This window comes from Arthrobacter sp. EPSL27 (assembly GCF_001512305.1).
GTDB lineage: Bacteria > Actinomycetota > Actinomycetes > Actinomycetales > Micrococcaceae > Arthrobacter.
This window is the reverse complement of the sequence record NZ_LNUT01000005.1, coordinates 845,698-870,058: the sequence shown is the minus strand read 5'-3', so window position 1 is coordinate 870,058 and position 24,361 is coordinate 845,698. Positions and strand designations below refer to the sequence as shown.

At 65.3% G+C, this 24,361-nt stretch carries 23 protein-coding genes; 9 read left to right on the top strand and 14 right to left on the bottom strand.

Annotated elements, in window-relative coordinates:
- The 3 genes from AR539_RS14960 to AR539_RS14950 all read left to right on the top strand — a co-directional run bounded on the left by AR539_RS14960 (position 1) and on the right by AR539_RS14950 (position 4,746).
- Positions 1-861 carry an alpha/beta fold hydrolase gene (locus AR539_RS14960; RefSeq protein ID WP_066438522.1) on the top strand — a complete coding sequence of 287 codons (861 nt, stop codon included), beginning with the start codon at positions 1-3 and terminating at the stop codon, positions 859-861.
- A gap of 188 nt (positions 862-1,049) precedes the next feature.
- Entirely contained in the window at positions 1,050-2,531 is a 1,482-nt protein-coding gene (locus tag AR539_RS14955) for an NAD-dependent succinate-semialdehyde dehydrogenase (protein WP_066438518.1), read from the top strand.
- Between the two features lie 730 nt (positions 2,532-3,261).
- Complete coding sequence (locus tag AR539_RS14950; protein WP_066438516.1) at positions 3,262-4,746, top strand: MGDG synthase family glycosyltransferase; 1,485 nt, start codon at positions 3,262-3,264, stop codon at positions 4,744-4,746.
- 239 nt (positions 4,747-4,985) lie between these two features.
- On the opposite strand, the gene AR539_RS14945 is transcribed toward AR539_RS14950, so the two are convergent.
- Positions 4,986-6,389 carry a GntP family permease gene (locus AR539_RS14945; RefSeq protein ID WP_066438513.1) on the bottom strand — a complete coding sequence of 468 codons (1,404 nt, stop codon included), beginning with the start codon at positions 6,387-6,389 and terminating at the stop codon, positions 4,986-4,988.
- Between the two features lie 38 nt (positions 6,390-6,427).
- Positions 6,428-6,964 (bottom strand): gluconokinase, encoded by a 537-nt coding sequence (locus AR539_RS14940; RefSeq protein ID WP_066438510.1) that lies wholly within the window; start codon positions 6,962-6,964, stop codon positions 6,428-6,430.
- Positions 6,965-7,153: 189 nt separating this feature from the next.
- Between AR539_RS14940 and AR539_RS14935 the strand changes: the two genes are divergently transcribed.
- Complete coding sequence (locus AR539_RS14935) at positions 7,154-7,888, top strand: FadR/GntR family transcriptional regulator (RefSeq protein WP_082699385.1); 735 nt, start codon at positions 7,154-7,156, stop codon at positions 7,886-7,888.
- A gap of 213 nt (positions 7,889-8,101) precedes the next feature.
- Here the strand turns inward: AR539_RS14935 and AR539_RS19860 are convergent, their stop codons facing one another.
- Positions 8,102-8,815: a M24 family metallopeptidase gene (locus AR539_RS19860; protein ID WP_331457494.1), complete on the bottom strand. Its 714-nt coding sequence runs from the start codon at positions 8,813-8,815 to the stop codon at positions 8,102-8,104.
- Positions 8,812-9,219, bottom strand: a complete 408-nt coding sequence (locus tag AR539_RS19855; RefSeq protein ID WP_331457493.1) for an aminopeptidase P family N-terminal domain-containing protein — start codon at positions 9,217-9,219, stop codon at positions 8,812-8,814. Before AR539_RS19855 ends, AR539_RS19860 begins: the two co-directional genes overlap by 4 nt.
- Before the next feature lie 269 nt (positions 9,220-9,488).
- On the opposite strand from AR539_RS19855, the gene AR539_RS14925 reads away from it, so the two are divergent.
- Entirely contained in the window at positions 9,489-10,355 is an 867-nt protein-coding gene (locus tag AR539_RS14925; RefSeq protein WP_231728664.1) for a YhjD/YihY/BrkB family envelope integrity protein, read from the top strand.
- A gap of 161 nt (positions 10,356-10,516) precedes the next feature.
- Here the strand turns inward: AR539_RS14925 and AR539_RS14920 are convergent, their stop codons facing one another.
- Positions 10,517-12,313 (bottom strand): BCCT family transporter, encoded by a 1,797-nt coding sequence (locus AR539_RS14920; protein WP_082699383.1) that lies wholly within the window; start codon positions 12,311-12,313, stop codon positions 10,517-10,519.
- Positions 12,314-12,859: 546 nt separating this feature from the next.
- Here AR539_RS14920 and AR539_RS14915 point away from each other — a divergent pair.
- A complete protein-coding gene (locus tag AR539_RS14915) occupies positions 12,860-13,285 on the top strand; it encodes a hypothetical protein (protein ID WP_157361025.1) in 426 nt (141 codons plus the stop codon).
- A 96-nt stretch (positions 13,286-13,381) separates the two neighbouring features.
- On the opposite strand, the gene AR539_RS14910 is transcribed toward AR539_RS14915, so the two are convergent.
- The 4 genes from AR539_RS14910 to AR539_RS14895 all read right to left on the bottom strand — a co-directional run bounded on the left by AR539_RS14910 (position 13,382) and on the right by AR539_RS14895 (position 16,690).
- Entirely contained in the window at positions 13,382-13,984 is a 603-nt protein-coding gene (locus tag AR539_RS14910; RefSeq protein WP_066438494.1) for a TetR/AcrR family transcriptional regulator, read from the bottom strand.
- Positions 13,985-14,057: 73 nt separating this feature from the next.
- On the bottom strand, positions 14,058-14,915 hold the full coding sequence (locus tag AR539_RS14905; protein WP_066438490.1) for an alpha/beta fold hydrolase: 858 nt from the start codon (positions 14,913-14,915) through the stop codon (positions 14,058-14,060).
- Positions 14,912-15,973: an NADP-dependent oxidoreductase gene (locus AR539_RS14900; RefSeq protein WP_066438488.1), complete on the bottom strand. Its 1,062-nt coding sequence runs from the start codon at positions 15,971-15,973 to the stop codon at positions 14,912-14,914. The genes AR539_RS14905 and AR539_RS14900 overlap by 4 nt, the downstream gene beginning before the upstream one ends.
- Positions 15,974-16,096: 123 nt before the next feature.
- Positions 16,097-16,690 carry a hypothetical protein gene (locus AR539_RS14895; protein ID WP_066438486.1) on the bottom strand — a complete coding sequence of 198 codons (594 nt, stop codon included), beginning with the start codon at positions 16,688-16,690 and terminating at the stop codon, positions 16,097-16,099.
- 301 nt (positions 16,691-16,991) lie between these two features.
- Here AR539_RS14895 and AR539_RS14890 point away from each other — a divergent pair, with 301 nt between their 5' ends.
- A complete protein-coding gene (locus AR539_RS14890; protein ID WP_066438483.1) occupies positions 16,992-18,572 on the top strand; it encodes a sodium-dependent transporter in 1,581 nt (526 codons plus the stop codon).
- Positions 18,569-18,706, top strand: a complete 138-nt coding sequence (locus tag AR539_RS19105; RefSeq protein WP_082699382.1) for a methionine/alanine import family NSS transporter small subunit — start codon at positions 18,569-18,571, stop codon at positions 18,704-18,706. The genes AR539_RS14890 and AR539_RS19105 overlap by 4 nt, the downstream gene beginning before the upstream one ends.
- A gap of 3 nt (positions 18,707-18,709) precedes the next feature.
- On the opposite strand, the gene AR539_RS14885 is transcribed toward AR539_RS19105, so the two are convergent.
- Positions 18,710-19,459 (bottom strand): dienelactone hydrolase family protein, encoded by a 750-nt coding sequence (locus tag AR539_RS14885; RefSeq protein ID WP_066438480.1) that lies wholly within the window; start codon positions 19,457-19,459, stop codon positions 18,710-18,712.
- Positions 19,453-19,980 carry a DUF427 domain-containing protein gene (locus tag AR539_RS14880; RefSeq protein ID WP_066438477.1) on the bottom strand — a complete coding sequence of 176 codons (528 nt, stop codon included), beginning with the start codon at positions 19,978-19,980 and terminating at the stop codon, positions 19,453-19,455. Before AR539_RS14880 ends, AR539_RS14885 begins: the two co-directional genes overlap by 7 nt.
- Positions 19,981-20,273: 293 nt before the next feature.
- Here AR539_RS14880 and AR539_RS14875 point away from each other — a divergent pair, with 293 nt between their 5' ends.
- Complete coding sequence (locus AR539_RS14875) at positions 20,274-21,029, top strand: AfsR/SARP family transcriptional regulator (protein ID WP_066438475.1); 756 nt, start codon at positions 20,274-20,276, stop codon at positions 21,027-21,029.
- 16 nt (positions 21,030-21,045) lie between these two features.
- On the opposite strand, the gene ligD is transcribed toward AR539_RS14875, so the two are convergent.
- The 3 genes from ligD to AR539_RS14860 form a co-directional block, all read right to left on the bottom strand.
- Entirely contained in the window at positions 21,046-22,290 is a 1,245-nt protein-coding gene (gene ligD, locus AR539_RS14870) for a non-homologous end-joining DNA ligase (protein ID WP_066438468.1), read from the bottom strand.
- Positions 22,291-22,299: 9 nt separating this feature from the next.
- Positions 22,300-23,469, bottom strand: coding sequence for a cytochrome P450 (locus AR539_RS14865; RefSeq protein ID WP_066438465.1), 1,170 nt, complete (start codon positions 23,467-23,469; stop codon positions 22,300-22,302).
- A gap of 147 nt (positions 23,470-23,616) precedes the next feature.
- Positions 23,617-24,303, bottom strand: a complete 687-nt coding sequence (locus tag AR539_RS14860; protein ID WP_197410644.1) for a DNA alkylation repair protein — start codon at positions 24,301-24,303, stop codon at positions 23,617-23,619.
- Positions 24,304-24,361 lie beyond the last annotated feature (58 nt).

Below are 24,361 nucleotides of genomic sequence, written 5' to 3'. Positions count from 1 at the left end.
ATGAGCAAAATTTCCCCCGTCACCGGCCACTACGTCACCGTCGACGTGGACGGCCTCGAATACAAGGTTTTCTACCTCGAAAACGGCCAGGGCCAGCCCCTGGTCTGCCAGCACACCGCCGGAGCCCACAACCACCAGTGGCGCGGTCTGCTGGAGGACCCGGAGATCACCGCCAAATACCGCGTCATCGCCTACGACCTTCCCCGCCACGGCAAATCCGACCCCCCTGAAAACACGGAGTGGTGGACTGAGGAGTACCAGCTCAGCGCGGACCACTTCGCTAACTTCATCGTCGCCCTCGTCGATGCACTGGAACTGGTTGACCCCATTTTCATGGGATCCTCCTTCGGCGGCAACATAGCGCTGCAGCTTGCCCACCGCTTCCCGGAGAGGTTCGACGCCGTCATCCCTGTGGAGGGAGCGGACCACTCACCGGGCTTCTACCTTGACTGGTGGCAGCACCCCCATGCCAATGCCGCGCAGGTGTGCGGCAGCGGCACCTGGGACCTCATGGCACCGCAATCGCCGGAGGCGGACCGCTGGAAAACGTGGTTCTACTACACTCAGGGTTCCGAGGCGTTCAAGGGTGACCTGTACTTCTACTCGGTCGACCACGATCTGCGCGGCAAACTGGGCGAGATCCAGACCGACAAATGCGCGGTTGTCCTGATGACCGGCGAGTACGACTACCTCACCACCCCCGAAGACGGAGCCCGCACGGCCAGCCAGATCCCGGGTGCCGAGTTCATCGAGATGAAGGCCATCGGGCACTTCCCGATGAGCGAGAACTACCCGGTGTTCAAGGGATACCTCGTTCAGGCTCTGGACCTGATCCGCACCAAGACAACGGTCGGAGCCTAGCCGATTCTCACCTAAGGCGTCGGTGCCGACCCAAGAGGGTCGGCGCCGACCCTGCCTCCTCAATGTGAAAGACACACAGAAGATTTAACCTCCTCATGCCCTGCCTCTGGCAGCCGGACCGTACCAAACTGCTGAAGGTCGGGCTGCACACCCCTAAGACTTCCTTAAACCCCCTTGGAGATAGAACGATGTCAATAAACGCCCAGCGTGAAGCCGCCCTGCTGGCGTCCGTGCCGACAGGTCTGCTGATCGACGGCGAGTGGCGACCGGCCGCGTCCGGGAAGACCTTCGACGTCGAGGACCCTGCCACCGGGAAGGTCCTGCTCAGCATTGCCGACGCCGGCCCGGAAGACGGGGCGGCGGCACTGGATGCCGCGGCCGCCGCGCAGGATTCCTGGGCGAAGGTTCCCCCGCGGGAGCGTGGGGAGATCCTGCGCCGCGCCTTCGAACTCGTCACCGAACGGGCCGAGGACTTCGCGCTGCTGATGACCCTGGAGATGGGCAAGCCGCTGGCCGAGGCCCGCGGTGAGGTCACCTACGGCGCGGAGTTCCTGCGCTGGTTCTCCGAGGAAGCCGTCCGCGCCTTCGGCCGGTACTCGGTGTCCCCGGACGGGAAGTCCCGGCTGCTGGTGACGAAGAAGCCGGTGGGCCCCTGCCTGCTCATCACACCGTGGAACTTCCCCCTGGCCATGGCCACCCGAAAGGTCGCCCCCGCGGTCGCCGCGGGCTGCACCATGGTGCTGAAGTCCGCGAACCTGACCCCGCTGACCTCCCAGCTGTTCGCCGCGGTGATGCTGGAGGCCGGGCTGCCCGCGGGCGTGCTCAATGTCATCCCGACCTCCACGGCCGGTGCCACCACGGGTCCGCTGATCAAGGACTCCCGGCTCCGGAAGCTCTCCTTCACGGGTTCCACCGAGGTGGGCCGCCGGCTGCTCTCGGACGCGTCCGAGACGGTGCTGCGGACGTCGATGGAGCTCGGCGGGAACGCACCGTTCGTCGTGTTTGAGGACGCCGACGTCGACGCCGCCGTCGCAGGGGCGATGCTGGCGAAGCTGCGGAACATGGGCGAAGCCTGCACTGCCGCGAACCGGTTCATTGTCCACGAATCGGTCGCGGAGGAGTTCGCGAAGAAGTTCGCCGCCAAGATGGCCGGCATGACCACCGCCCGCGGCACCGAGGCGGAGTCCAAGGTCGGCCCGCTGATCGATGCCAAGAGCCGGGACAAGGTCCACGAGCTCGTCACCGACGCTGTAAGGGATGGTGCCGTCCTAATCATGGGCGGGTCACAAATTGACGGTCCAGGGTATTTCTACCGGCCAACGCTTCTCCTCGACGTGCATGAAGGGACCCGGATCCTGTCCGAGGAGATCTTCGGGCCCGTTGCGCCGATCATCACGTTCGACACCGAGGACGAGGCCATCCGGCTGGCGAACAACACCGAGTACGGCCTGGTGGCCTACGTCTTTACGCGGGACCTGAACCGGGGCATCCGGATGGGCGAACGCCTGGAGACCGGCATGCTGGGCCTGAACGCCGGTGTGGTCTCCAACGCCGCGGCGCCTTTCGGCGGGGTCAAGCAGTCAGGACTGGGCCGGGAAGGCGGCCTCGAGGGCATCGAGGAATACCTCTACACCCAGTACATCGGCATCGCCGACCCCTACGCCGGCTAACCCGCGGCGGTCGACTTAGACCCCAGACCGCAAAGGGTCTCCCGTCCTCGCAAGATGGGAGGCCCTTTGCTGCGCGCTTGGTTCTGGCATCGGGGGAGAGGTTCTGAGGGGCACTCCCCGGTCATGCGGCTCTCGACGCTGCGGACCATGAAGGGATGAACGGAGGTGGAAGCGTTATGAGAAGCCTAGCGACGGACAGCCCTGCGCGGTCTGCCCAAGAGCCCGCAATGAGCGAGGTCATGACCAGGTTGCTGCCGCACGTGGAGTCCTACGGCTTCTTCAACTTTGTCGAGACAGAGAAATGCCGCACCCCGTCCATGCGGGGGTGCGGCTGGGTGCCTTTAGCGGGGAGAATTGGGGGTGTGGACAGTGTCCACACTTTGGGTCACGGACTGGGTCGTATCGGTGCCGGACTGGGCCGGATTCCGTATGTTTCGGCGGGAGTCCAGTGTTTGCAGGGGCTGGAACCCGGTTCGAGTCCCACCTCGGGCACAAGATTTCTGCAGGTCAGGGCCTTTTCTGGTGTTTCTTCGTGTGGACAGTGTCCACACTCTCGCCACTGATCTGATGTTCCGGGTGTGTGGCGTCCCGGACCGGCCTATTCGGTTGTGTAGGTGAGCGGGCTGACTACGGCAGCCCGGGTGCCGCCCTGCGGGGTGCGTTCTGGGTGTTCATCCTCGTTCGTCCTTCCGTTGGGTTTCGCGTTCACAGCTCCCGCTAAACTCTCTTCATGCGCAGAACGTCGGCACGAGGCCCCGACGCCGCTGGGAGGGAGCGCGTACTTATCCTGTCAGCAGGGGTAGGAGCGGGGCACAACAGCGCCGCGGCGGCGGTGCAGCAGGCGTGTGCCGCGCGCGCCGACATCGACGAAGTGCAGGTGCTGGATGTGCTGCAGGTGAGCAGCGTGCTCTACCGCACACTGCTGGGCAAGGGTTACTTCGTCCTGGTCGAGGACTTGCCCTGGCTGATCGAGTGGGGCTACGACATCAACGACCGTCCGTTCCGGCGCCGGGGCCCAGTAGACCCGTGGACACGGGTGAACGCCCTTCCAGTGATCGGTGCGATCAAGCGATTCCGGCCGACCGCGATCGTGTGCACGCACTTCCTGCCAGCCCAACTGCTGGCGTCACTGCTCCTTCGCGGCGTGATTGACGCGAGGACCGCCGTCGTCACGACGGACTACGACTTCCAGGGCCTATGGCTTACGGGCGCGTTCCACGCGCTCTTCCTGGCCAGGGAGGAGGGGAGGGTTGAACTGATGGCGCTGGGTTTGCCCCCCGACCGCGTCGCGGCCACGGGCATCCCGATCGCCACCCAGCTGAACGTAGCGCCTGCGCGCGATGCAAACGACCCCCCGAAGCTGCTGATCTCGGCGGGCGCGACTGGCGGCGACTATGCCGTCTCCGTCGTGCGGCAGACGCTGCACATGCGCTCGTCCTTCACTGCCACGGTAGTGTGCGGACGTAACGATGCGCTACGGCAGCGTATCGAGGAGCTGGTGGCGCCCGCTGGCGACCGCTACCGCGTGCTCGGCTTCACGGCGGAGATGCCGCAGCTGCTGCGCAGCGCCGACCTGTTTGTGGGCAAGCCGGGCGGGCTGTCGGCGTCGGAGTGCATGGCTGTAGGGCTGCCCATGGTGCTTGTGAACCCCATCCCGGGGCAGGAGGTTCGCAACGGCGATTACCTGATGGAGCAGGGGGCAGCGGTCCGCTGCAACACTCCCGCGACGATCGGCTGGAAGATCGACGAGGTGCTGCGGGAGCCGGGTCGACTTCAGCGGATGCAGGCGGCGGCGCGGAGAACGGGCCGCCCTGACGCTGCGGCGGACGTGCTGACCGGACTGCTGGACGGGCCATCCCGTCCCTTGGTCGTGACACGCGCAGCGCAGAAGACAATCCTCGCCGAGAGCGAGCGGCGCGTAGTTGCGACCGATCTGAGGGGACCCTCCTCGCTGGTCCGCGTGGTCGACTCGGCTGCGGGTAGCACGGTCGCGCTGCTGCGAGCCGAGGAGCTGGGAGATCTGCAGAAGCGGTACGCCACCCGGAACGGGGGTCTGGTACTGCGGCGCGGCCACGCGCTCAGGTCGCTCAGGTGGGAGGAGCGGCGGCTGCTCCGCGCCATTCTTCGGGGGGACGACGAGCTGCCCATCCGCGTCGAGGAGCCCTCGCCACCCCCTCGCATCCTTCCCACGAGACCGGCGGGACACGACACCTAACGACTTCCGGCGGGCCGGCCGTCCGGGACGCCTCCCTCGTCGATCGCTCCGTCACGGCGCCGCAACCGGTCCGCGCCCGCCCGGCTGACCGGGCTGTGCTGGGCGGGGAGCAGGGCCCAGTCGTCCGAGCGGTTTACGGACACCTCCCAGGCCCTCGCGGCTTAGGATCCATTCAGCCAGTCCAACTTTCAGGGACCATTTCAATAAAAGCGGGCGCCCGCCAGTGAGTTTTCTCGACGCTAACCTGCCAGCCCGGCAAGGAGGAAGATCACGGCGGCGATGGCGAAGCCCATGACGCCGATGAGGGTTTCCATTACGGTCCAGGTCTTCAGGGTGGTCTTGACGTCCATCCCGAAGAAGCGGCCCACCAGCCAGAAGCCGGAGTCGTTGACGTGGGAAACCACCACGGAACCCGCGGCGACGGCGATGACCATGGCGGCGACCTGCATTTCGTTCAGTCCTGCCAGCGCCACGGCCGGGGCGATCAAGCCCGCGGTGGTTGTCAGCGCCACGGTGGCGGAACCCTGCGCGATGCGCAGGATGGCTGCGATCAGGAAGCCGGCCAGGATGAGCGGGATGCCCAGGTCACCCAGGACATCGGAAAGTGCGGTGCCGATGCCGGAGGTGCGCAGGACGCCGCCGAACATGCCGCCGGCACCGGTGATCAGGATGACGGAGCAGACCGGGCCCAGGGAGGATTCGAGCAGTTTCTCCAGCGCACCTGCATCCTTGCCGCGCCTGAGGCCAAGAACGTATATGGCCACGATCACGGAAATCAGCAGGGCCACCGGGGTTTCACCGAGGGTGCGCAGGATCTGGAACCACTGCTCGTCCTTGACGCCTTCACTCAACACACCGGAGGCGGCCAGCGTGTTCAGCCCGGTGTTCATGAAGATCAGGACCAGCGGCAGGAGCAGCAGTCCCACAATAGTGCGGAAGCGCGGCGGGTGGCTCTCGGCTTCGGCGCTGGCGTGGCCCAGGATTTCCGGAACCGGCAGCACGAGCTTCTTGCCCATGTACAGGCCGAAGAGGTAGGCGGTGACGTACCAGGTGGGGATGACGACGATGAGGCCGGCAAGGGTTACCAAGCCAACGTTGGCTTCGAAAAAGGCGGATGCGGATACCGGCCCTGGATGCGGCGGCAGGAAGATGTGCATTACGGAGAATGCGCCGGCGGCGGGCAGGCCGTAGCGGAGCACACCCCCGCCGAGGCGGTGGGCGACGGCGAAGATGACAGGCAGCATGACCATCAGGCCGGCGTCGAAGAAGATGGGAAAGCCGAAAATCAGGGACGCAATGCCTAGCGCGAAAGGGGCACGCTTTTCGCCGAAGAGGCCGATCAGGTAGTCGGCCAGGACCTTGGCGCCGCCGCTGGTTTCCACGATGCGGCCGAGCATTGCGCCAAGTCCCACGAGGAGCGCCACTGTGCCCAGGGTTGTGCCGAAGCCGTTGATCAGTACGGGCACCACCTGGTTGGCGGGGATGCCCGTGGCGAAGGCGGTTGCGAGGCTGATGAGGATCAGCGCGAGCAGCGCGTGCATACGAAGCTTGATGATCAGGAACAGCAGCGCGGCGATCGCGGCCGCGGCGATGAGCAGCAGGGGGCCTGCTCCCATCGTTTGGGTCCATCCTTCGATGACCATGGTTCTCCTTTGAAACTGGATGGTTGGGGGTGGAAAGGTTAGGACGCGGGCGCGGCCGGGAGCTTCAGCGAGGCGACGATGGTGCTCACGAGCTCTTCAGGGGATTTGGAGATGTCCAGGCGGAGGCTTCCGGTGGCGAGTTCGTCGTCGCTCAGCGGTTCCAGGGTTGCCAGCTGGCTGGGCAGGAGCGTGGGCGGCATGAAGTGCCCTTCGCGGCCCTGCATGCGCTGGCCAATCAGGTCCGCTTCGCCGTGGAGGTGCAGGAACAAGACGCGGCCCTCCGCCTGGGCGAGCAGCTGCCGGTACCTCTGCTTGAGGGCGGAGCAGGTGAGCACTGTGCTTTTGCCAGCCTTGGCCTGGGTGGTCATCCAGTTCTGGATCTGCTGCAGCCAGGGCCAGCGGTCCTCGTCCTGCAGGGGAATGCCTTGGCTCATTTTCTGGATGTTGGTCTGCGGATGGAACTCGTCGGCTTCCGCACATGCCCAGCCCAGCTGCTGGGAGAGAGCTGCCGCAATGGTGGACTTGCCGGAACCGGCAACGCCCATCACCACCAGGTGCGTGGTGGGATACTGCATGTTTTACCTCCGAAGAAGACGCCGTTGGCTTAGTGAAGAACGCTCATCGCGCATCGCCGGGGAGGTGCGCCTGGAAAAAGGTAGCACCTTTTCACCAAATAGATACTACCTTTGTGTGTCAAAAGTCATATCTTTCGCTTCTTTTGAGTAAGCTGGAGGTGCGCGCAGGCGCAGAGGAAGGCAGGAAAGATGTCGACGGCGACAGCACAGGACGCGGGCAACGCGCACGACGGCGGGGCCTCCCCGGCGATGACTGAACGCGTTTTGGAGGCGGTTGGCGTTGCCATTGCTTCCGGCGAATTACCGCCGGGAAGCCGGCTTACCCTTGAGGGAATCCAGCAGGAATACGGCATTTCCCGGACCGTGGCACGCGACACTATGAAGGTCCTCGAGTCCATGAACCTGGTGTACTCGCGCAGGCGGGTGGGCATCGTGGTGCAGGAGCGCCGGCTCTGGAATGTCTTTGACCCCAAGCTCGTGCGCTGGCGGCTCGCCTCAGACCGGCGCGAGATCCAGTACAGCAGCCTCACCGAGCTGCGCATCGCCGTCGAACCTATTGCTGCAGCCGGCGCCGCCCGCCGGGCGAGCGCCGCCGAGCGGGCAAAGCTGACGTCGCTGGCCGCGGATCTGCGCCGGCTCGGGGACGCCGGGGAGCTTGAGGCATTCCTGGCGGCAGACATCGAATTCCATTGCCTGCTGCTGCAGAGCTGCGGCAATGAGATGTTCCTGGCCCTGGAAGGCATGGTGGCGGAGGTGCTCACCAGCCGCACCCGGCAGGGCCTCATGCCCTTCAAACCCAGACCCGAAGCCCTCGACGCCCACGAGGACGTGGCCGCCGCCGTCGCCGGCGGGGACGCGACAGCAGCCGAGACTGCCATGCACCACATCCTGGATGAAGTACGCAACGCTATGGGCCTTCACTAGGCCCTTCCCTAGAACCCGCCGAGCCCGCGTCAGTGATCCTTCCTAGTCCTTTTCCAAAGTCAAGAGTTCGTGCATCCTCGCCTCCGAGTCGACATGACTTTCAGGTTTGGTGTCCTGGACAGTCCATTTCGGTTGTGGGGGAGTGGCTGACTACGGCGGACCGGGTAACGCCCAGCGGGGTTGGCCGGTCAGGTTGTGGACCGCGTTGGTTTTCTAGTGGACGATTCTCATCTCGTGCGGGGTCTGGTTGAGTCGGCGTCCGCCGTCGGGAACGACCGTCACAATGTCCTCGATCCTCACGCCGAACCTGCCCGGCAGGTAGATTCCGGGCTCGATTGAGAAGCACATGCCGGGGTGGAGGACCTGGGTTTCGCCCTCAACCATGTACGGCGGCTCGTGTGTTGTCAGTCCGATTCCGTGCCCGACGCGGTGAATGAAGTAGTCGCCGTAGCCGGCTTCAGTGATCACCGCCCGGGACACGCGATCGATCTCCTGGCACTCGACGCCCGGCCGCACGGCCTCGAACCCGGCCTGCTGCGCCTGTCTGACAACGTCGTGAACCTCGCGCTCCTCGGCGGTGGGTTCGCCGACATGCACCGTCCGCGTCGTGTCTGATCCGTAGCCGTGTTTGAGGCCGCCGAAGTCGAGCACCACCATGTCGCCGTCCTCAATGATCCGCGGCCCGATCTCGTGGTGAGGGTTGGCTCCGTTCGGACCCGAACCGACGACGGTGAAGTCCACCTGCGAATGACCGAACCGGCGAAGCAGGGCGGCGAGATCAGAGCCGACGTCGGTCTCGCTGCGCCCGGCGAACCGCACGTTGACGATCTCCTCGTACGCCTGGTCCGCGGCCGCTCCGGCCGCCGCAAGCCGTTCGATCTCGGCGTCATCCTTGATCGCCCGAAGCATGGGCAGGGCGGTCGTCATCGAAACATAGGACGACTGGGGCAGCCGATCCTGCAGGCCGAGTCAGAGACGGCATAACGCCCGGAGCCGGCCATCAGCGCCGCAGATTCCGTATAGGGGTCACTCCCGTCGGTCCAGTCGGTGATCCGCAGAATCGAGGCACCGGCGGCCGCTTCCGCATCGGGCCTCTCGAGCCTCGGAACGATCAAGGCGGGCTCCGCGTCGACGGCGACCACCAGCATGGTGATGCGTTCAGTGATGGCCACGGGGGCATAGCCGGTGAGGTACAGCAGGTCCGGTCCGGGAGTGACCAGGATGCCATCGAGACCGGCAGCGTCGGCGGCCTGGGCCGCCCGCCGCATCCGCGCGGCGTAGTCATCGGCGGTGAACGGAACCGGCTCGGAAGGGCTGCGATGATCCCTCATGGTTCGCATTCTCGTGCGCGGGGCATCACAGGTCAACCCATCGCCCGGACAGCCACTGACCCTGGACGCATCCGTCGCGAGGGAGACGGTCGTCTGTGGGCCAGACGCCAGGGGGCTGGCGTTGCCCGCTGCGAACGGTGATAGTGATGTGTATCGACCGGAATTCGGAGGTGCTTGATGGTCATGGCGCTGTTGGTCATCCTCGGCTTCGACCTGAACCGGGTGTCTGGACCATTCCGGTCTGCCGAAGTTGGGCATGCGTGATTCCGATGGTTCAGCCGGCGGTGAACCGATTGATGCGGGCCACCGTGCGCTCGACGGCCGGACGTTTAGTGCTGCGTGTTCTTCGTGACATTCGTGACCTCGAGCTGTTCGATCGAGCAATGACGCTCGCCGCACAGGCGTTCACCTCGATCCTGCCGGTCCTCATTGTCGTAGGTTCGTTGCGAGCGAGCCTGAATCCCGAGGCGGATGCGATGTTCGCTGAGAACCTCAGCCTCGATGATGACACAGCAGAACTTGTGAAGCAGTCGATTCCCCAAGCAATTGGAGGGGTAACATTCACGCAAGTTTTCGGCGCGCTGCTGCTCATCCTCGCCGCGACCGCCTTCTCCCGAGCTCTCGAGCGGTGCTTCCGCAGGATCTGGAAGACACCGAAGGCCTCCATCCGCTTCGCGTGGCGCTGGGTCGTCGCGATTGTCGCGATCCTCATCGGGCTCGTCCTCGTGCTGATGACCCGCTACGTCATGCGCGGCGCGGACGCCTTGTCATTGCTCGAGTTCATCATCGAGGTGGCGGTCTGGTCCGCGCTGTGGTGGTTCGCATCCTGGATCGTGATCAACCGGAGCGTCAGCCTGCGGGCACTCCTCCCGGGATCAGTGCTCGCCGGATTCGGATTCGCCGTAGCCGCGGTGGTGGGGCGCCTGTATCTCCCGCGGACGTTCGCCTCCTCCGCCGATCAGTTCGGTGTCCTCGGGCTCGCCTTCTCGTACATCGGGTGGCTGTTTGTGTTGATGTCCGTGCTCCTCGTCGCAGTGACCACCGGCCGCGTAATCCACCTCACCCTGATCGGGCAGCTGTGGAGCCGCTCAGGCGGGGCCGCCGCAGCTCCGGCCCCACCGGGAAGCCTGGACTGAGACGGCTTCTAGGCGCCATTCTGGCGCCTCTCATTGGCGCAGGCCTGGTGCCCGCCTTCCAAGAAGCTGCAGGTAGGCCATGTTAAGCAAGTGGCCTCCACACCTGATGGTGCGGAGGCCACTTGTGCGCACTAGTCACCGTGCGGATTTAGTGGATTTCTTTATAGCCCTCTTGTGCCTGAGCGGTTCTGTGGCTGTGATGAGGGACCTTTGGTGAACTGCGATTCGACGGCGGCGGCAACTTGGTCGGCTACGTGTTCCAGATACTGCTCCTCCATGGAGTCCTGGACGTCTTCGGATACCTGGGCTGCCAGTTGCTCACGAGCAAGCTTCCGTTGGGCACGCATGAGCATGGCGTGTTCCTGGTGGAAGGCCTTGGCCGTGGCGACGCACATCATCAGGATGACGACGCTGAAAGGCAGTGCGGTAAGAATCGCGGCCGTCTGTATGGCCGCGAGTCCGTTGGCCACGAGCAGGGCGATTGCCACGGCTGCGGCGGAGAGTGCCCAGAAGATGCGGATCCAGTTCTTGGGTTCGACGTCGCCGCCGGTCGAGAGCATGCCCATGACCAGGGCACCGGAGTCAGCGGAGGTAATGAAGAAGATTGCGATCAGGAGGATTGCGCCGATGATGAGTATGGTCCCGCCGGGAAGTCCGCCGAGCATACCGAAGAGCGCCCCCTCGGTATTAACGGTTCCGTCCGCACCGACCAGGCCGCCGCCGCCGAAGATCTCGCGGTGGAGGGCGGTGCCGCCCAGGACAGCGAACCAGAGGAACCCGACGGTGCTGGGGACCAGCAGGACACCGGCGACGAATTGGCGGACGGTGCGGCCTTTGGAGATGCGTGCGATGAAGATGCCGACGAACGGGGCCCATGAAATCCACCAGCCCCAATAGAACGTGGTCCAGGCCGCCTGCCAGGCTTCGCCCTCGGCTCCGGCGAACGCGAGTGTGTTGAACGTCAGGCCCATAACGTTCTGGAGGTAGTTGCCTATGGCTTGCACGAACTCACGCAGCAGGAACAGGGTGGGGCCCGTGAAGAGCACGAAGACCAGCAGCGCACCGGCGAGGATGAGGTTGGTGTTGGACAACCACTTCATGCCTTTGCCTACACCCGAGACGAGCGAGACGATGGTGAGGGTGATGATGCACAAGATCAGGCCGATCTGGGTCATCTGGGTGGCCTGCATGATGTTAGCTTCTTCGAGTCCTGCTGATATCTGAAGGACGCCCAGGCCCAAGGACGTCGCCACACCGAAGAGCGTGCCGACGAGCGCGACAACGTCAATGAGGTTGCCCCAGCCCCCGGCAACGCGCCGCGTGCCCAGCAGGGGCTCCAGGGTCCAGCGGATGGAGATGGGCCGTCCTTTACGGTGAACGGCGTAGGCGATTGAGACGCCCACGACGACGTAGATGGCCCAGGCGTGCAGCCCCCAGTGGAGGAATGTCTGTGTCATAGCCTGTTGGGCGATCTGGATCGGGGTTCCTTCGACCCCCGGACGCGGCGAAGCGAAATGGTTCAAGGGTTCGGCGACACCAAAAAAGACAAGACCGATGCCCATCCCTGCGGCGAACAGCAGTGCAAACCAGGACATAACCGAGAATTCCGGTTCATCTTCATCCGTGCCGAGCTTGATGTCACCGTAGCGGCTGAGCCCGATCCAGAGAGCGAAGGCAACGAAAACGGCGACGGCGGCGACGTAGTACCAGCCGAACCACTTGATGACGTTGCTTTGGATGGAACTGAACATGTCCGTCGCTGTTGCGGGGAACAAGATGGCAAAAAGTGCGAAGACCAGGATGATGCTGGCTGCGGGCCAGAAGACCCGCTTGTCGATGCTCTTGCCCGGCTGCGTCGAGTTGGCGGGCGGTTCCCGATCCACCCGGGCGTTGACCACGGACTCTTTCGGTTCGTTCGGGGGACGTTGATCGGTACTGACGCCTGGTGTGGCAGACATTCCCATTTTCTCCTCCTGCGCTCTTGAGCGCTCAGACTGCTCTGACGGATTTTTCTTCTGTGGGCGTTATGTGCAGCCTGCAACTCTACGGATCATGTACCGCGCGGAGACCATCCGTAGCCGGAACTTCCGGTATCGATGCCCGATTGAGACGTGGACGGGTTCTGAGTTTGCCGCTTCGTTGATGTCCCTCGGAGGGCAGCTGCCGGATGTCTGCCAGGGGCTGAAGCTGCCTTCCCCTGCGGTCCCAGTCTGCTCTGCGGGCGTCGCGATAAGGAACCGGTGGGGCGTCTTTTCCGAGCCGATCGAGCATATTCCTTACTAGGCGCCTGCGTATGGACCGGTTAGCGTGACGGCAAAAGCCAACTCGTGGATGTGGAGCCCAATGCTCAGGCGTTCGCTGCAGCACATGCCGCCACCGGTGCAAGGCTGTCTCGTCGGGGCCGGGCAAGGAACTGCCCAGAATGCTGACGTGCCGGGCTGGCGGACCGGCGGGACGTGCGGCCGCTGCCCCACATTCTCGGCGACTCAGGGGGGCAGGCTCACGTGAAGCGCCGAGGGCTGCTCCTGATCGCCCTGGGTGGTTGCGCCGCCTTGGTGTCCCTCGCACTGCTGTTCGGTGAGACGCTGCCGGGCAGCAAAGTCTGCCCGGCAGTGGGTTACGGGTTTGATGGTCATGTGGAGCTGATCTTCTCCCAGGAGCCGGCGTCGGTTGCGGCATGCTTCGGAGAGGGATGCACCCCGGAACCCGTGGTGAAGAGCGACGTCGGCCGGTGGCTGGTCCCGCAGTCCCGGCCATACCTGGTTCCGCCCGTAAATGTCACATCCATCAATGTGGAGGTGGTCGCCTTGTCAGGGGCCCGGAACGGCGGCGAGCTGCAGATCGAAACGGAGTCGACCGGGGAGTACCCGTTCGGGAAAGAATGTGGTGGTCCGTTCAGGTTCAAGCCCGTAAGAGTCCCGTTCAGCTGACCTGGTGCAGCCAGCTTTTCTCCCGTCCTGACGGAGCATCTTGAGGATCTTTCAGAGTGATTCCAGAAGCGCCCGGCCGGGCCCCGCTGCCGCAGCTCAGCCGGGAAGGATTGCTGCGACCTGCTCCCGGATGTCCATAAGCAGGTCCTCCACCGACCACGCGACGTTGGTCGCCGCGGCCATGCTGACGAACATGATGGCGGAGACCACACGGGCGAGCGTGGCCGCAGCATCGGGCGTGGTGCGGCCGTCACGCTGCAGGACGCCGGCGATTGCGGCCTCGGTCCCCGCGGCGTGCGTCAGGGCAGCGTGGTGGTGGGGTTCGCTGGGGTCGCCGAACACCATCTCCCGCAGGTAGGTGCGGCCGTTGTCGATCTGGGTCCGGTTGCACTCCACCACCGGCCGGATGATCGCCATCACGGCGTCGAGCGGTTCCGTGGTTTCCGCAGCGTCCGCGGTGCCCCTGGTGAGGGCATCCGCGTAGGCCGAGTTCTGGACCAGCAGCAGCAGCTCGCCCTTACTCTTGGCGTACAGGAACAAGGTGCCCGTGCCGATGTCGGCCTTGTCCGCGATCTGCTGCGTGGTGACGTCGTCAATGCCGTGCTCGGCGAACAGTTCACGGGCAGCCGCCGTGATCCGGTCAAGCTTGGCCTGCTTGTTCCGTTCCCGCCGGCCGACGGGCTGCGAAGCAAGGTGCATGGCGGTGGGTCCTCCGGGACGGTCCTGTGGTTGAACTGACTTCGAGTGTAGCCAATGGGGCGCCCGCCCGGCGTCAGCTTTTCAGGAACCCGACGGCCGCGGGAACGAACTGCCCGTGGAACTGGAAGATGCCGCCGTGCCCTGAGTCCTCATACATCACCAGCTCGGACCCCGCGATGCGCCGGTGCAGGTCCATCGATAGGTTGGACGGAACCATCCGGTCATGGTCGCCGTTGGCGATCAGCGTTGGCTGCCTGATGGCCGACAGGTCGGCCGGCTCGGCACGTCCCCAGTCCCGGATGGCCTTCAGCTGGGTCCGGAAGGCACGGATCCGGACCGGCCGGTCGCGGCCGGCGGTGCGTTCCTGAAGGCGTGCGATGAACGCCCGTGCGGCCTGCTTGCCGGCGGCGTTGCGGTTGAAGAAAAGGAACTCCTTCGGATCAGCCCGCACCAGGGCAGCCCGCAGCACGTCGAGGTACGTTACCCGGGCAACGTTGTCGATGCCCTTCCCGCCTCTGGGGCCGGTGCCGGCGAGGATGAGTTTCCGGACCAGCCCCGGGTGCTTCCCGATCAGCTCCTGGGCCACCATGCCGCCCAGCGAGAAGCCGAAAACGTCCACCTCCTCAAAACCGAGGGCCCGGATGAACGTGGCTGCGTCGTCCGCCATGGCCTCGATGCTGTCCGGCACCGCCCCGGTGCTGGCGCCGAGGCCGCGGTTGTCGAACGTGACCACATGATGCTCCTGGGCTATGGGGTCGATGATCCGCGGGTCCCAGTTGTCCAGGTTGGCGCCGAGGTGGTGGAAGAAGACCACCGGAACCCCGCCTTTGGGCCCCAGCTCCCGGTAGGCGTAGCTGACGCCGTCGGCGTCGATACTACGGGTGGGCGCCGCCGCATAGGAAGTGGGGACGCCGGTGCTGGAGGCGCTCATGCCTGTTCTCCCTGCCGGTGCTGACCCGCGACTTCGGACCGGGTTGCGGCGGGGGAGTCACCCGGGGGATTGACGATCACGGCCTTGCCACGCAGCCCTCCGGTTCCCAGCGCCTGCAAAGCCTCCGGAGTCTGGGCGAACGGGTGGACGCGTCCGACGACCGGGCGAAGCACGCCGTCGTCAACCAGCCGTGCGATCCGCTCCAGTTGCCCGCCGCTGGCATGCATAAACAGGAATTCGTAATCCACGCCCAGCCGGCGCGCCTGGCTGCGGATCTTCCGGCTCAGCCCGGCAATGCCGAGGCGGAGCAGCGGGTTCAGGTTGGACTCCCGGGCGAAGGCGGGGTCCGGCGGTCCGGCAATTCCAATCGCCTCGCCGCCGGGCCGGAGGATGCGGAGGGACTTTTCCAGGTTCCGCCCGCCCAGGCTGTCGAGGACCAGGTCAAAGCCGCTGAGGATCTGTTCGAAGTCCTCGTCCTTGTAGTCGATCACGGTGTCGGCGCCCAGCCCCCGGACGAAGTCCGCGTTGGCGGCGCTGGCGGTGGTGGCGACCGTCGCACCAAGGTGTTTGGCCAACTGGATTGCGACAGTGCCCACTCCGCCGGCGCCCGCATGGATGAGGACCTTCTGCCCGGGCTGCACGTTTCCGCGCTCCACCAGGGCCTGCCAGGCGGTCAAGGCCACCAGCGGAAGCGAGCCTGCCTCGGCCATGGTGATCGATGACGGCTTCATCGCCAGATCCGCCTCTGCGACGGCGATGCGCTCGGCGAAGGTGCCAATGCGGGCCGCGTCCGGCCTGGCGAAGACCTCGTCGCCCGGCTTGAAGCCGTCCACCTTCGCCCCGACGCGAAGCACCGTGCCGGCCAGGTCGTTGCCGAGGACCAGCGGCAGCGCATAGGGGAGGATCTGCTTGAACTCGCCGAGGCGGATTTTCTCGTCCAGCTGTTTGAGTCCGGCTGCCTCGACCCGGACCAGGACATCCCGGTCCCCGAAGACCGGCTCGGCCACCTCAGCCATCCGGAGGCCGGCTTTGTACTTAACGATGACGAACGCTTTCACGGTGCTGCCCTTTTCTGTTGAGTACAATCAATTATGAGTGCACTCAGAAAAGATGTCAACGTGACAAGCGCCACCGTGCGGCAAGCCCGCTTCATGCGGGTCAGTATGGAGTGTCAGGCTTCGTCAGGGCAGGGATACGAACGAGCTGGCCATGTCGTTGAAGTCGAAGCGGCCCAGGTCGGCGAACTCCACATACGGCAGCCCCACAAGGTAGAGCCGGCGGCCCCCGTACCACGTGTGCTGGAACAGGATGTTGCCGCCCCACGCCTTGGCCGACGATGCGGCGTCGTTGAACTTGTATGGCCACCACTTGAAGTTCGGCCAGGTGACAGTGAAGAACTTCGATCCGCCCTTGAAGTCGCGGTCCTTGTAGAGAAGCGCCGATCCCACCTCGGCATAGCGGTGGTACTGGTCCACCCGTGCCCGGTGCTCCTCGGGGTCCAAATGCTCGAGGTCGTGGCTGAGCAACTCGCCCACACGGCTCTGTGCCCGCTGCAGCAGGAAGTACTCCACGGTCATGTCGGGATCGCCCACCACCTCGGCACGGATGGCTCTCACCCGCTCCTCCGCGGCTTTGAGGCGCCGGGCCATACCCTCGTCGGCGCGGGCAATCATCCCCATGACATCGTCCGGCGAGACGCCGTCATGGACCTCCGGCTCGCTGTCGCCTACCTGCATGACCAACGCAGCACTGTTCTCTTCACTCTGGGAGGACATCGCCTTTATCCTTTCGCTCTGGGGGAGGGGCCGCTAACGGCTGCAGCAATCACACCAGCCATCCCGTTACCGCGCTGTTACCGGCCTGCCCGGGTGCCGCCGTCGTTCCCGTGGAAACATCCGTCCGCTTCCGGACATCCCGGGGTCTTCCCTGAATCGGCGGCCGACAGTAAAGTCGCGGCATAGCCAGTAATCGGACTTCCCCCTTCATCCGAGAGCGAGCCCCAATGGACCGGCCAGAAAAGCGCGGTGTCCAGCGCCGCAGCATGAACCCAACAACTGGTGTGCAGGGCGTGACGGGATGAGCGGCCAGGCTTCCCCCTCCGCAGCGCCAGAGAAGCGCGAAACCTTTTCCACCCGCAGGCTGTTCATCCTCTCGGCCATCGGTTCCGCGGTGGGCCTCGGCAACATCTGGCGCTTCCCCTACATCGCCTACGACAACGGCGGCGGCGCCTTCCTGATCCCGTACCTCGTGGCGCTGCTGACGGCGGGCATCCCCCTGCTGTTCCTGGACTACGCCGTGGGGCACAAGTTCCGCGGCTCCGCCCCGCTGGCCTACCGCCGGCTCCACCGCGCGGCCGAACCACTGGGCTGGTGGCAGGTGCTGGTCTGCTTTGTGATCGCCGCCTACTACGCCGTGATTATCGCGTGGTCCCTGATGTACACCATCTTTTCGTTCACCGAGGCATGGGGGGACGACGCCGAGGGCTACTTCTTCGGGACGTTCCTCGCCCTCTCCGAGGCGCCGGGCGTCGGCTTTACGTACGTGCCGGCCGTCTTCTTCCCGCTGCTGCTCATCTGGATCACTGTCATCGCCATCATGGTGGCCGGAATCCGCAAGGGCATCTCACGCGCCAACTCGATCCTGCTGCCGCTGCTGATGGTGATGTTCCTGCTGCTGGTGGTCCAGTCCCTGTTCCTGCCGGGCGCAGCGCAAGGGCTCAACGCCTTCTTCACCCCCGACTGGGCCGCGCTGGCGGATCCGGCGGTGTGGGCTGCAGCCTACGGTCACATCTTCTTTTCGCTCTCGGTGGGTTACGGCATCATGGTCACCTACTCCTCCTACCTGAAGCGCAGGACCGACCTCACCGGTTCAGGCATGGTGGTGGCGTTCTCCAACTCGGGCTTCGAGATCCTGGCCGGCATCGGCGTGTTCGCCGCCTTGGGATTCATGGCGCAGGCCGCCGGAACAGGCATCAACGATGTGGTCACCCAGGGCATCGGGCTGGCCTTCGTGGCTTTCCCCACCATCGTGTCCCAGGCGCCGCTCGGGCCCGTCATGGGGGTCCTGTTCTTCGGATCCCTGGTATTCGCCGGTGTCACGTCACTGATTTCGGTCCTGGAAGTCATTGTGGCCGCGGTGCAGGACAAGCTGGGCTGGGGACGCATCAAGGCTTCCGTCGTGGTCAGCGGGCTGGTGGCGGCCGTATCGCTGGGACTCTTCCCGACGGCGACCGGCCTCTACCTGCTGGACACCTCCGACGCTTTCGTCAACAGCTTCGGCATCACCCTGGGAGCGCTGGTGACCGTCATGGTGCTGGCATGGTTCCTGCGCAAGCTCCCCCTGCTCTCAGCCCACCTCAACCGCACCTCGACGATCAAGATGCGGCGGACGTGGATGGTGCTGGTGGCCGGCGTGGTGCCGCTCGCCCTGATCTACATGGTGGCCAACGAGTTCATCAGCAAGATCACTACGACCTACGAGGGCTATCCGGCCTGGTTTGTGGGCCTGTTCGGCTGGGGCATGGCCGGCGGACTGGTGGTGCTGGCCCTGATCTTGACCGTCATCCCCTGGAGCCGTAAATCCAAGGCCCACCATGACCCGGAATACCAGTCCATCGTGGACGAGGAAGCCGAAGAGGAAGAGGAGCAGGCCCGGTGACAACCATCGCCATCACCATGATGATCATTGCCATCCTCACCGTTTGGGGTGGCCTGGCGCTCTCGCTGCTGAACCTCAAGCGCCACCCCGAGGATGAGGGAGCGCTGCCCGAGGAGCACGCACCGGAGCTCTGACGGCTATCCCTTCAGGTGCCGGGCGAAGTGGTCTTCGATCCGGCGCCAGGCCTCGGGCGCCGACTGCGGGTCCGGCCCCACGCCGAGGACACGGAACAACGGGCGCAGCGGACGGGGACCGATCTCCGCATCGTTGAGGAAGGCGTGCCCTGCGGTCTCGAATTCCTTCACATCGTGTTCGGTGCCCAGTGCCTCCAGGACCGTGGAAAGCTGTGTTGCCGCACCGCGCAGGCTGCGGTCCCGCGCGCCGAAGTTGGCGACAATCGGGCAGGCGCCGGCCAACTCGGTTTCCGGGTTCTTGGGGAGCCGGCCGTAGTTCACGGCCGCGGCGTCGAAGCCGTCGTTGGCCAGCAGCAGGGCGAAGCCGCCGCCCATGCAGAACCCGATCACCCCGACCTTGTCCGTGGAGTCGCCGGAATCCAGCAGCCACTGCCGGGCCGTCAGCAGGTCCGTGAACGCCCGTCCCTCTCCGGCAGCCAGGGACCGCATGGTCGATACAAGACAGCGGCGCGCCCCGCCGTCGCTGAACAGGTCCAGCGCCAGCGTCAGATATCCGGCGGCTGCCATCCGCTCGGCATGCCGGACTGTGATGTCGTTGAGGCCGAAGGCCTCATGGACCATGAGAACGGCCGGGAACGGTCCCTTCCCCTCAGGCTTCGCCAGGTAGCCGTACAGCCGGGGCGACCCGCCGGCTGCGGCGCTTTCCCGGCTCAGGTCGACGTTGTGGAGATCGTTGCCCGCGGTGCTCACCATCCGAACGTTCCCGGGCCGCCTTTGAAGGGACCAACAATTTGCGAGGTGATCCAGCCCCCGTAGAAGTCGCCTTCCTGGGATGTCACCCGCTCGCCGTCGACCTCGCACGAGTCCATGTGGCGCGGATAGAGGGCCACCCGGCTGCTGAGCGCCTCGAAGCCCCGGGCGGGGTCCGGATAGGTCCACCCTGCGCGGCGGGCCACCACGCCACCGGAAACGACGTCGAAGTAGTGCGCTTCCCCCTTGAACTCGCAGAAGGTGGTGCCGTCAACCGGGACGAGCACGCCCGGCGGGAAGGCGTCCAGCGGCAAGTAATAGACGGGCGGATGGCTCGTCTCCAGGACGCGCACGGCATCGGTGGTGTCGGCAATAACCTGCCCGCCAAGACGCACCACAACCCGTTCGGACCGGGGCTCGATCCGGGGTGGCCGCGGATAGTCCCACACCGACTCCTGGCCGGGCATGGGTTTGACGGGCTGGGGACGCCGGAACAATCCGGAAATACCGTGATCTGGAGCCATGTCCCTATGCTAGCCGCAGCTTCCACGGCCGCGGAGGGTCCGGTCGGTGCGGGCAGTGCCGCCCGGGCGTGTCAGGAGGTACTCCCGGAAAAACGGGGGATCCGCATAATTAAAAAGTGACATCCCTATGAAAATTTCTCCCTAGGGTCTTTCGGCCCTGATGACAGATCATAAATGTTTGTTTTCGAGCCGCGTGCATAACGTACCAGCGTGCAGCTATCTGATTGGCCTGTTTCATAAAATTCGCCGCTTTCACGGGACATTGACATGCCCGGCCTAAATGCGGATCCTCAGTGCTAGAACTATTCCAGCTCACGGTTGTGCTGGATCTGGGGGTATCAATGGGAAGCGGCAACTTTTGCCATTTTCAGCTGAGCCTTTTCCAATCGTGGAAGCTCCGCAGCGGCTCGTGCGTTCTGCACGTCGCGGCACGGCAGCAGCGGCTCATCACTGCCCTGGCGATCCACGGCCCCCGGCCGCGGAGCTACTTGGTGGGGCTGCTGTGGCCGGAAAGCTGTGAGAGCCGCGCCCTGGAAAGTCTTCGCGTGAGCATGCATCTGGTGTCGCGGCAGGCTCCGGGCCTGCTGGTCAACGGGGGTCCCGAGCTTTCCCTCAGCGAATTGGTGGACGTGGATTTGCACCGTGTCCGCGCCTGTGTCCGGGACCTAAACCAGAACGGACTCAGCGGGAGCGCGGCCGCCGCGCTGATCCTCCTGCGCGACGCCGAATTGCTGCCGGGCTGGTATGAGGACTGGGTGCTCTTTGAACAGAGCAGATTGCGGCAGGACCGCCTTCACGCTTTCCATATCATTGGCCGGGAGGCACTGGCGCGGCGGGATTATGAGATTGCCGTGGAAGCCTCGGAGGCGGCACTCCAGCTTGAACCTCTTTATGAGAGTGCGGTGGGACTTCTCATTCAGGCGCAGACGAAACAGGGCAATAATGCTGCTGCCATTCGCGCATTCAATATATATCGGGAAAACCTGATGGAGGACATGGGCCTCGCTCCGTCAGAGCATATTCTGCGCCTGGTGCGTGATTATTTCTGATCCCGCCTGCCAGGCGTCAGGCCCCCGGGCGCCCCGGCCACTCTTTCCCCGCCCAAGGGTCGTAGTCGGCGATCAGCTCCTCTTCGGGTGGTCGCAGGCTTTCGGGGACGTGCTGCAGGTTCACCCGCACCCGGTACCAGAGGGAACTCGATCCGCGCATGCCGTCGACCAGGATGTCGGCCGGATGCAGGGCGGCAACGACGTCGGCATGCCGGTTTTTCCATTCGTCCAGCGCCGCGAGCGCCTCGGGCTTGGTCTTCGTCCGGGCCACTTCGATCAGCGGCATCACGGACTGCCGGCGGCCTGAACCGTTGCGGCCGGGCGGCGGTTTCTCAGCGGGGCCGAGCCCGGCGGCCACAGCGAGGAGTTTGTCCAGCTTCCCGGCCTCGTCGTCGATGCCGGCGTGCGGGTCACCAAGTGCCGCAAAGCGCTTGAGCACCGTGGGCACGGTGAAGTCTTCCGGCCGGGCGGAGGCAACCTCTTCCCAGGTGAGGGGTGTCGAGACCCGGGCGTCGGGCAGGGGCCGGATGGAATACGCCGATGCCACGGTGCGGTCCTTGGCGTTCTGGTTGAAGTCGACGAACACACTCTCGCCGCGCTCTTCCTTCCACCACCGCGCGGTGGCGAGGCCCGGAGCCCGGTTCTCCACCTCGCGCGCGAGAGCCTCGGCGGCGAGCCGCACATCCCGGTAAGGCCACTGCGGGGCGAGGCGCACCAGGATGTGGAGTCCCCGCGATCCGCTGGTCTTGGGCCAGCCCACCAGCCCGACGTCGTCGAGCACCTCCCGCACGATATAGGCGACGTCGACAATCTGCTTCCAGCCGACACCCGGCATGGGGTCCAGGTCGACCCGGAGCTCGTCGGGGTGCTCCAGGTCCTCGGCGCGCACGGGGTGCGGGTTGAGGTCCAGGCAGCCGAGATTGACCACCCACGCCAGACCCGCGGCATCCCGGATGACCGCCTCTTCGGCTGACGTCCCCGACGCATAATGCAGCGTTGCCGTGTCGATGAAGCCGGGGTGGTTCTCCGGGACGCGCTTCTGGAAGAACGGCTCGGCGCCGATCCCTTTCGGGAATCGCTTCAGCACCATGGGACGTCCGCCGGCGCCCCGCAGCGCACCATCCGCGACGGCGAGGTAGTAGCGCACGACGTCGAGCTTGGTCAGCCCGGGCTCCGGGAAGACCACCTTGTCCGGGCTGGAGATGCTGACTTCGGCGCCGGCAACCTCAATGACCTGGGGAGGGGTTTTGGACGGGTTCATGCCGCCACGCTAGCTGCGTGCCTGCCAGCTGACCGGGAGCGCCTTCACCCCGTAGACGATGGTGCTGTCCATCCGTTCAAGGTGAGCATCCGGGGCAAGGGCGAGTCCGGGCAGCCGCGACAGGATGGCGTCGAGGGCGATTTTCGCTTCCAGCCGTGCCAGCGGGGCGCCGAGGCAGAAGTGGATGCCGTGGCCGAACGCCAGGTGCCGGGTCTGGCCGCGGTCGACGTCGAACTCCGCCGGCCGCTCGAACTGCCGCTCGTCGCGGTTCGCGGAGCCGATCCAGGCCACCACCGGGGCGCCGGCGGGAATCCGGACGTCGCCCAGGTTGGCGTCGGCAGCAGTCACCCGGTACATGGACTGGACGGGGGAGCGGAAGCGAAGCACTTCTTCTGTGGCCTGGGGAAGCAGGGCCGGCTCCTGCAGCAGCCGGTCTACGGTGCCGGGCACTTCGGTAAAGCAAAGAACCGCGTTGCCGATCAGGTTGGTGGTTGTTTCATTGCCCGCGACGAGCAGCAGGGCGCAGAAGCCCAGCAGTTCGGCCACGTTCAGTTTCTGTCCGTCGATCTCTGCGGCGAGCAGGTTGCTGATCAGGTCATCGCCCGGACGCCTCCTTCGCTGCTCGATCAGGTCCAGGAAGTACCCGGTCATCTCCTGGTTTGCGGCATGGTGGTCCTCAGTGGCCGCGCCGGTCCGCGTCTGGCTGACGATCGCATCGGACCACTGCTTGAAGCGGTCGCGGTGCTCCGCGGGAATCCCCATGAGTTCCGAGATCACTATGACCGGCAGCGGGTAGGCCAGCTCCTCGATCAGGTCGGCTGATCCGCGGGAGGCGATCCCGTCGAGAAGCCCGTCGGTCAGCTCGGAGATGCGGGGAGCGAGAGCGTCGACGGCCCGCGGCGTGAACGCCTGGGTCACCAGGGAGCGCAACTGCCGGTGCCTGGGCGGGTCGGTGGTGATCAGGCTCGAGGCGAACAGGTGCCCCACCTCGGATGACTCGTCGCCGCCCATCCGCGAGGAGAACGTGGCGTGGTCGGACAGAACCCGTTGCACGTCGTCGTACCGGAAGACGTGCCAGCTTCCCGTCGGCTCGTCGAGATAGACGGGTGCGGCTGCCCGCATGCGCTCGTAGTGGGGAAAGGGATCCAGCGGATGTTCAGTGGCCGGGTCGAAGTCCATGGCTGGCCTCTCTGCTCAGCCCGGCGGTCCGCCGGCCTGGCCGACTGGTCTGGCCGTACGGTTTGGGGCGTCGGGTTAGTGGACCGTGAGACCCTGAGTTTATCCGACGGGGCCCCGCACGTCAGCGGGAAATGCGGGCCAACCTTCCTACGGCGCCTGCTGCCGGCGCACCATCTCAGCGATCCAGGCGGGCGCGTACGGGGAGGTGCATCCCGGGGGAGTCGGGTAGTCCTTGAGCACCCCCAGGCGCTCGCCGATCTCAAGGGCCCGGGCTCGGTGCCCGGCGTGCTCGATTCCGATCTGGGCCAGGCAGTGGTTCATCGCCCACTGCAGCCGGTCCGGGGCGTCCTTCATATCCGCCTCGATGATACTAAGGAGCTCGGGGAGGTCCAGGCCTTCTGGGTTTTTCGCCACCCGTTCGGTGGTCAGCGCCCAGCCGGCACTCGCGACCACCGGATCCGGATCGGCCAACCAGGCCACGCGCAGTTCTTCGGAGTGCGGGTTCTTTTTAACGACGTAGTTCACCAGCCAGTCGTGCACCTTGGGTGAGCGGGCCCCGCGGAGCATGCCGTCCAGTTCGTCCCGCCCGTATGCCTTCGGGCGGGAGACCAGGACCGCCAGCAGCTGCGCCGCGGTGTCATCCGTCGCCCAGAGCTGCCGCGCAAGGTCCGGCTGCGTCTTCAGCCGCTTCGCGATTGCCCGCAGCTTGCTGAGGTTCACGCCGTGATCGTCGCCGTGCCGCTCATTCACCGCACGCACCCGAGGGTCCTCAAGCGCGGCCAGCTCGGCCGTTACCTGGGCCAGCGTCGAGTCTGCCGATGTAGTCCCGGGCACTTGGATCTCCTGTTCCTCGCGTGTGGGACCCAGCCTAGTGGAACTGCCGGTTCACCCC

Coding starts and splice junctions, on each gene's coding strand:
- AR539_RS14920 (WP_082699383.1), bottom strand. CDS start 12,313: ATGTCTGCCACACCAGGCGTCAGTACCGATCAACGTCCCCCGAACGAA.
- AR539_RS19855 (WP_331457493.1), bottom strand. CDS start 9,219: ATGAGGGATCATCGCAGCCCTTCCGAGCCGGTTCCGTTCACCGCCGAT.
- AR539_RS14890 (WP_066438483.1), top strand. CDS start 16,992: ATGAGCGGCCAGGCTTCCCCCTCCGCAGCGCCAGAGAAGCGCGAAACC.
- ligD (WP_066438468.1), bottom strand. CDS start 22,290: ATGAACCCGTCCAAAACCCCTCCCCAGGTCATTGAGGTTGCCGGCGCC.
- AR539_RS14955 (WP_066438518.1), top strand. CDS start 1,050: ATGTCAATAAACGCCCAGCGTGAAGCCGCCCTGCTGGCGTCCGTGCCG.
- AR539_RS14940 (WP_066438510.1), bottom strand. CDS start 6,964: ATGCAGTATCCCACCACGCACCTGGTGGTGATGGGCGTTGCCGGTTCC.
- AR539_RS14945 (WP_066438513.1), bottom strand. CDS start 6,389: ATGGTCATCGAAGGATGGACCCAAACGATGGGAGCAGGCCCCCTGCTG.
- AR539_RS14950 (WP_066438516.1), top strand. CDS start 3,262: ATGCGCAGAACGTCGGCACGAGGCCCCGACGCCGCTGGGAGGGAGCGC.
- AR539_RS14865 (WP_066438465.1), bottom strand. CDS start 23,469: ATGGACTTCGACCCGGCCACTGAACATCCGCTGGATCCCTTTCCCCAC.
- AR539_RS14895 (WP_066438486.1), bottom strand. CDS start 16,690: ATGTCCTCCCAGAGTGAAGAGAACAGTGCTGCGTTGGTCATGCAGGTA.
- AR539_RS14885 (WP_066438480.1), bottom strand. CDS start 19,459: ATGGTGAGCACCGCGGGCAACGATCTCCACAACGTCGACCTGAGCCGG.
- AR539_RS14880 (WP_066438477.1), bottom strand. CDS start 19,980: ATGGCTCCAGATCACGGTATTTCCGGATTGTTCCGGCGTCCCCAGCCC.
- AR539_RS14935 (WP_082699385.1), top strand. CDS start 7,154: ATGTCGACGGCGACAGCACAGGACGCGGGCAACGCGCACGACGGCGGG.
- AR539_RS14925 (WP_231728664.1), top strand. CDS start 9,489: ATGGTTCAGCCGGCGGTGAACCGATTGATGCGGGCCACCGTGCGCTCG.
- AR539_RS14910 (WP_066438494.1), bottom strand. CDS start 13,984: ATGCACCTTGCTTCGCAGCCCGTCGGCCGGCGGGAACGGAACAAGCAG.
- AR539_RS14905 (WP_066438490.1), bottom strand. CDS start 14,915: ATGAGCGCCTCCAGCACCGGCGTCCCCACTTCCTATGCGGCGGCGCCC.
- AR539_RS14960 (WP_066438522.1), top strand. CDS start 1: ATGAGCAAAATTTCCCCCGTCACCGGCCACTACGTCACCGTCGACGTG.
- AR539_RS19860 (WP_331457494.1), bottom strand. CDS start 8,815: ATGACGACCGCCCTGCCCATGCTTCGGGCGATCAAGGATGACGCCGAG.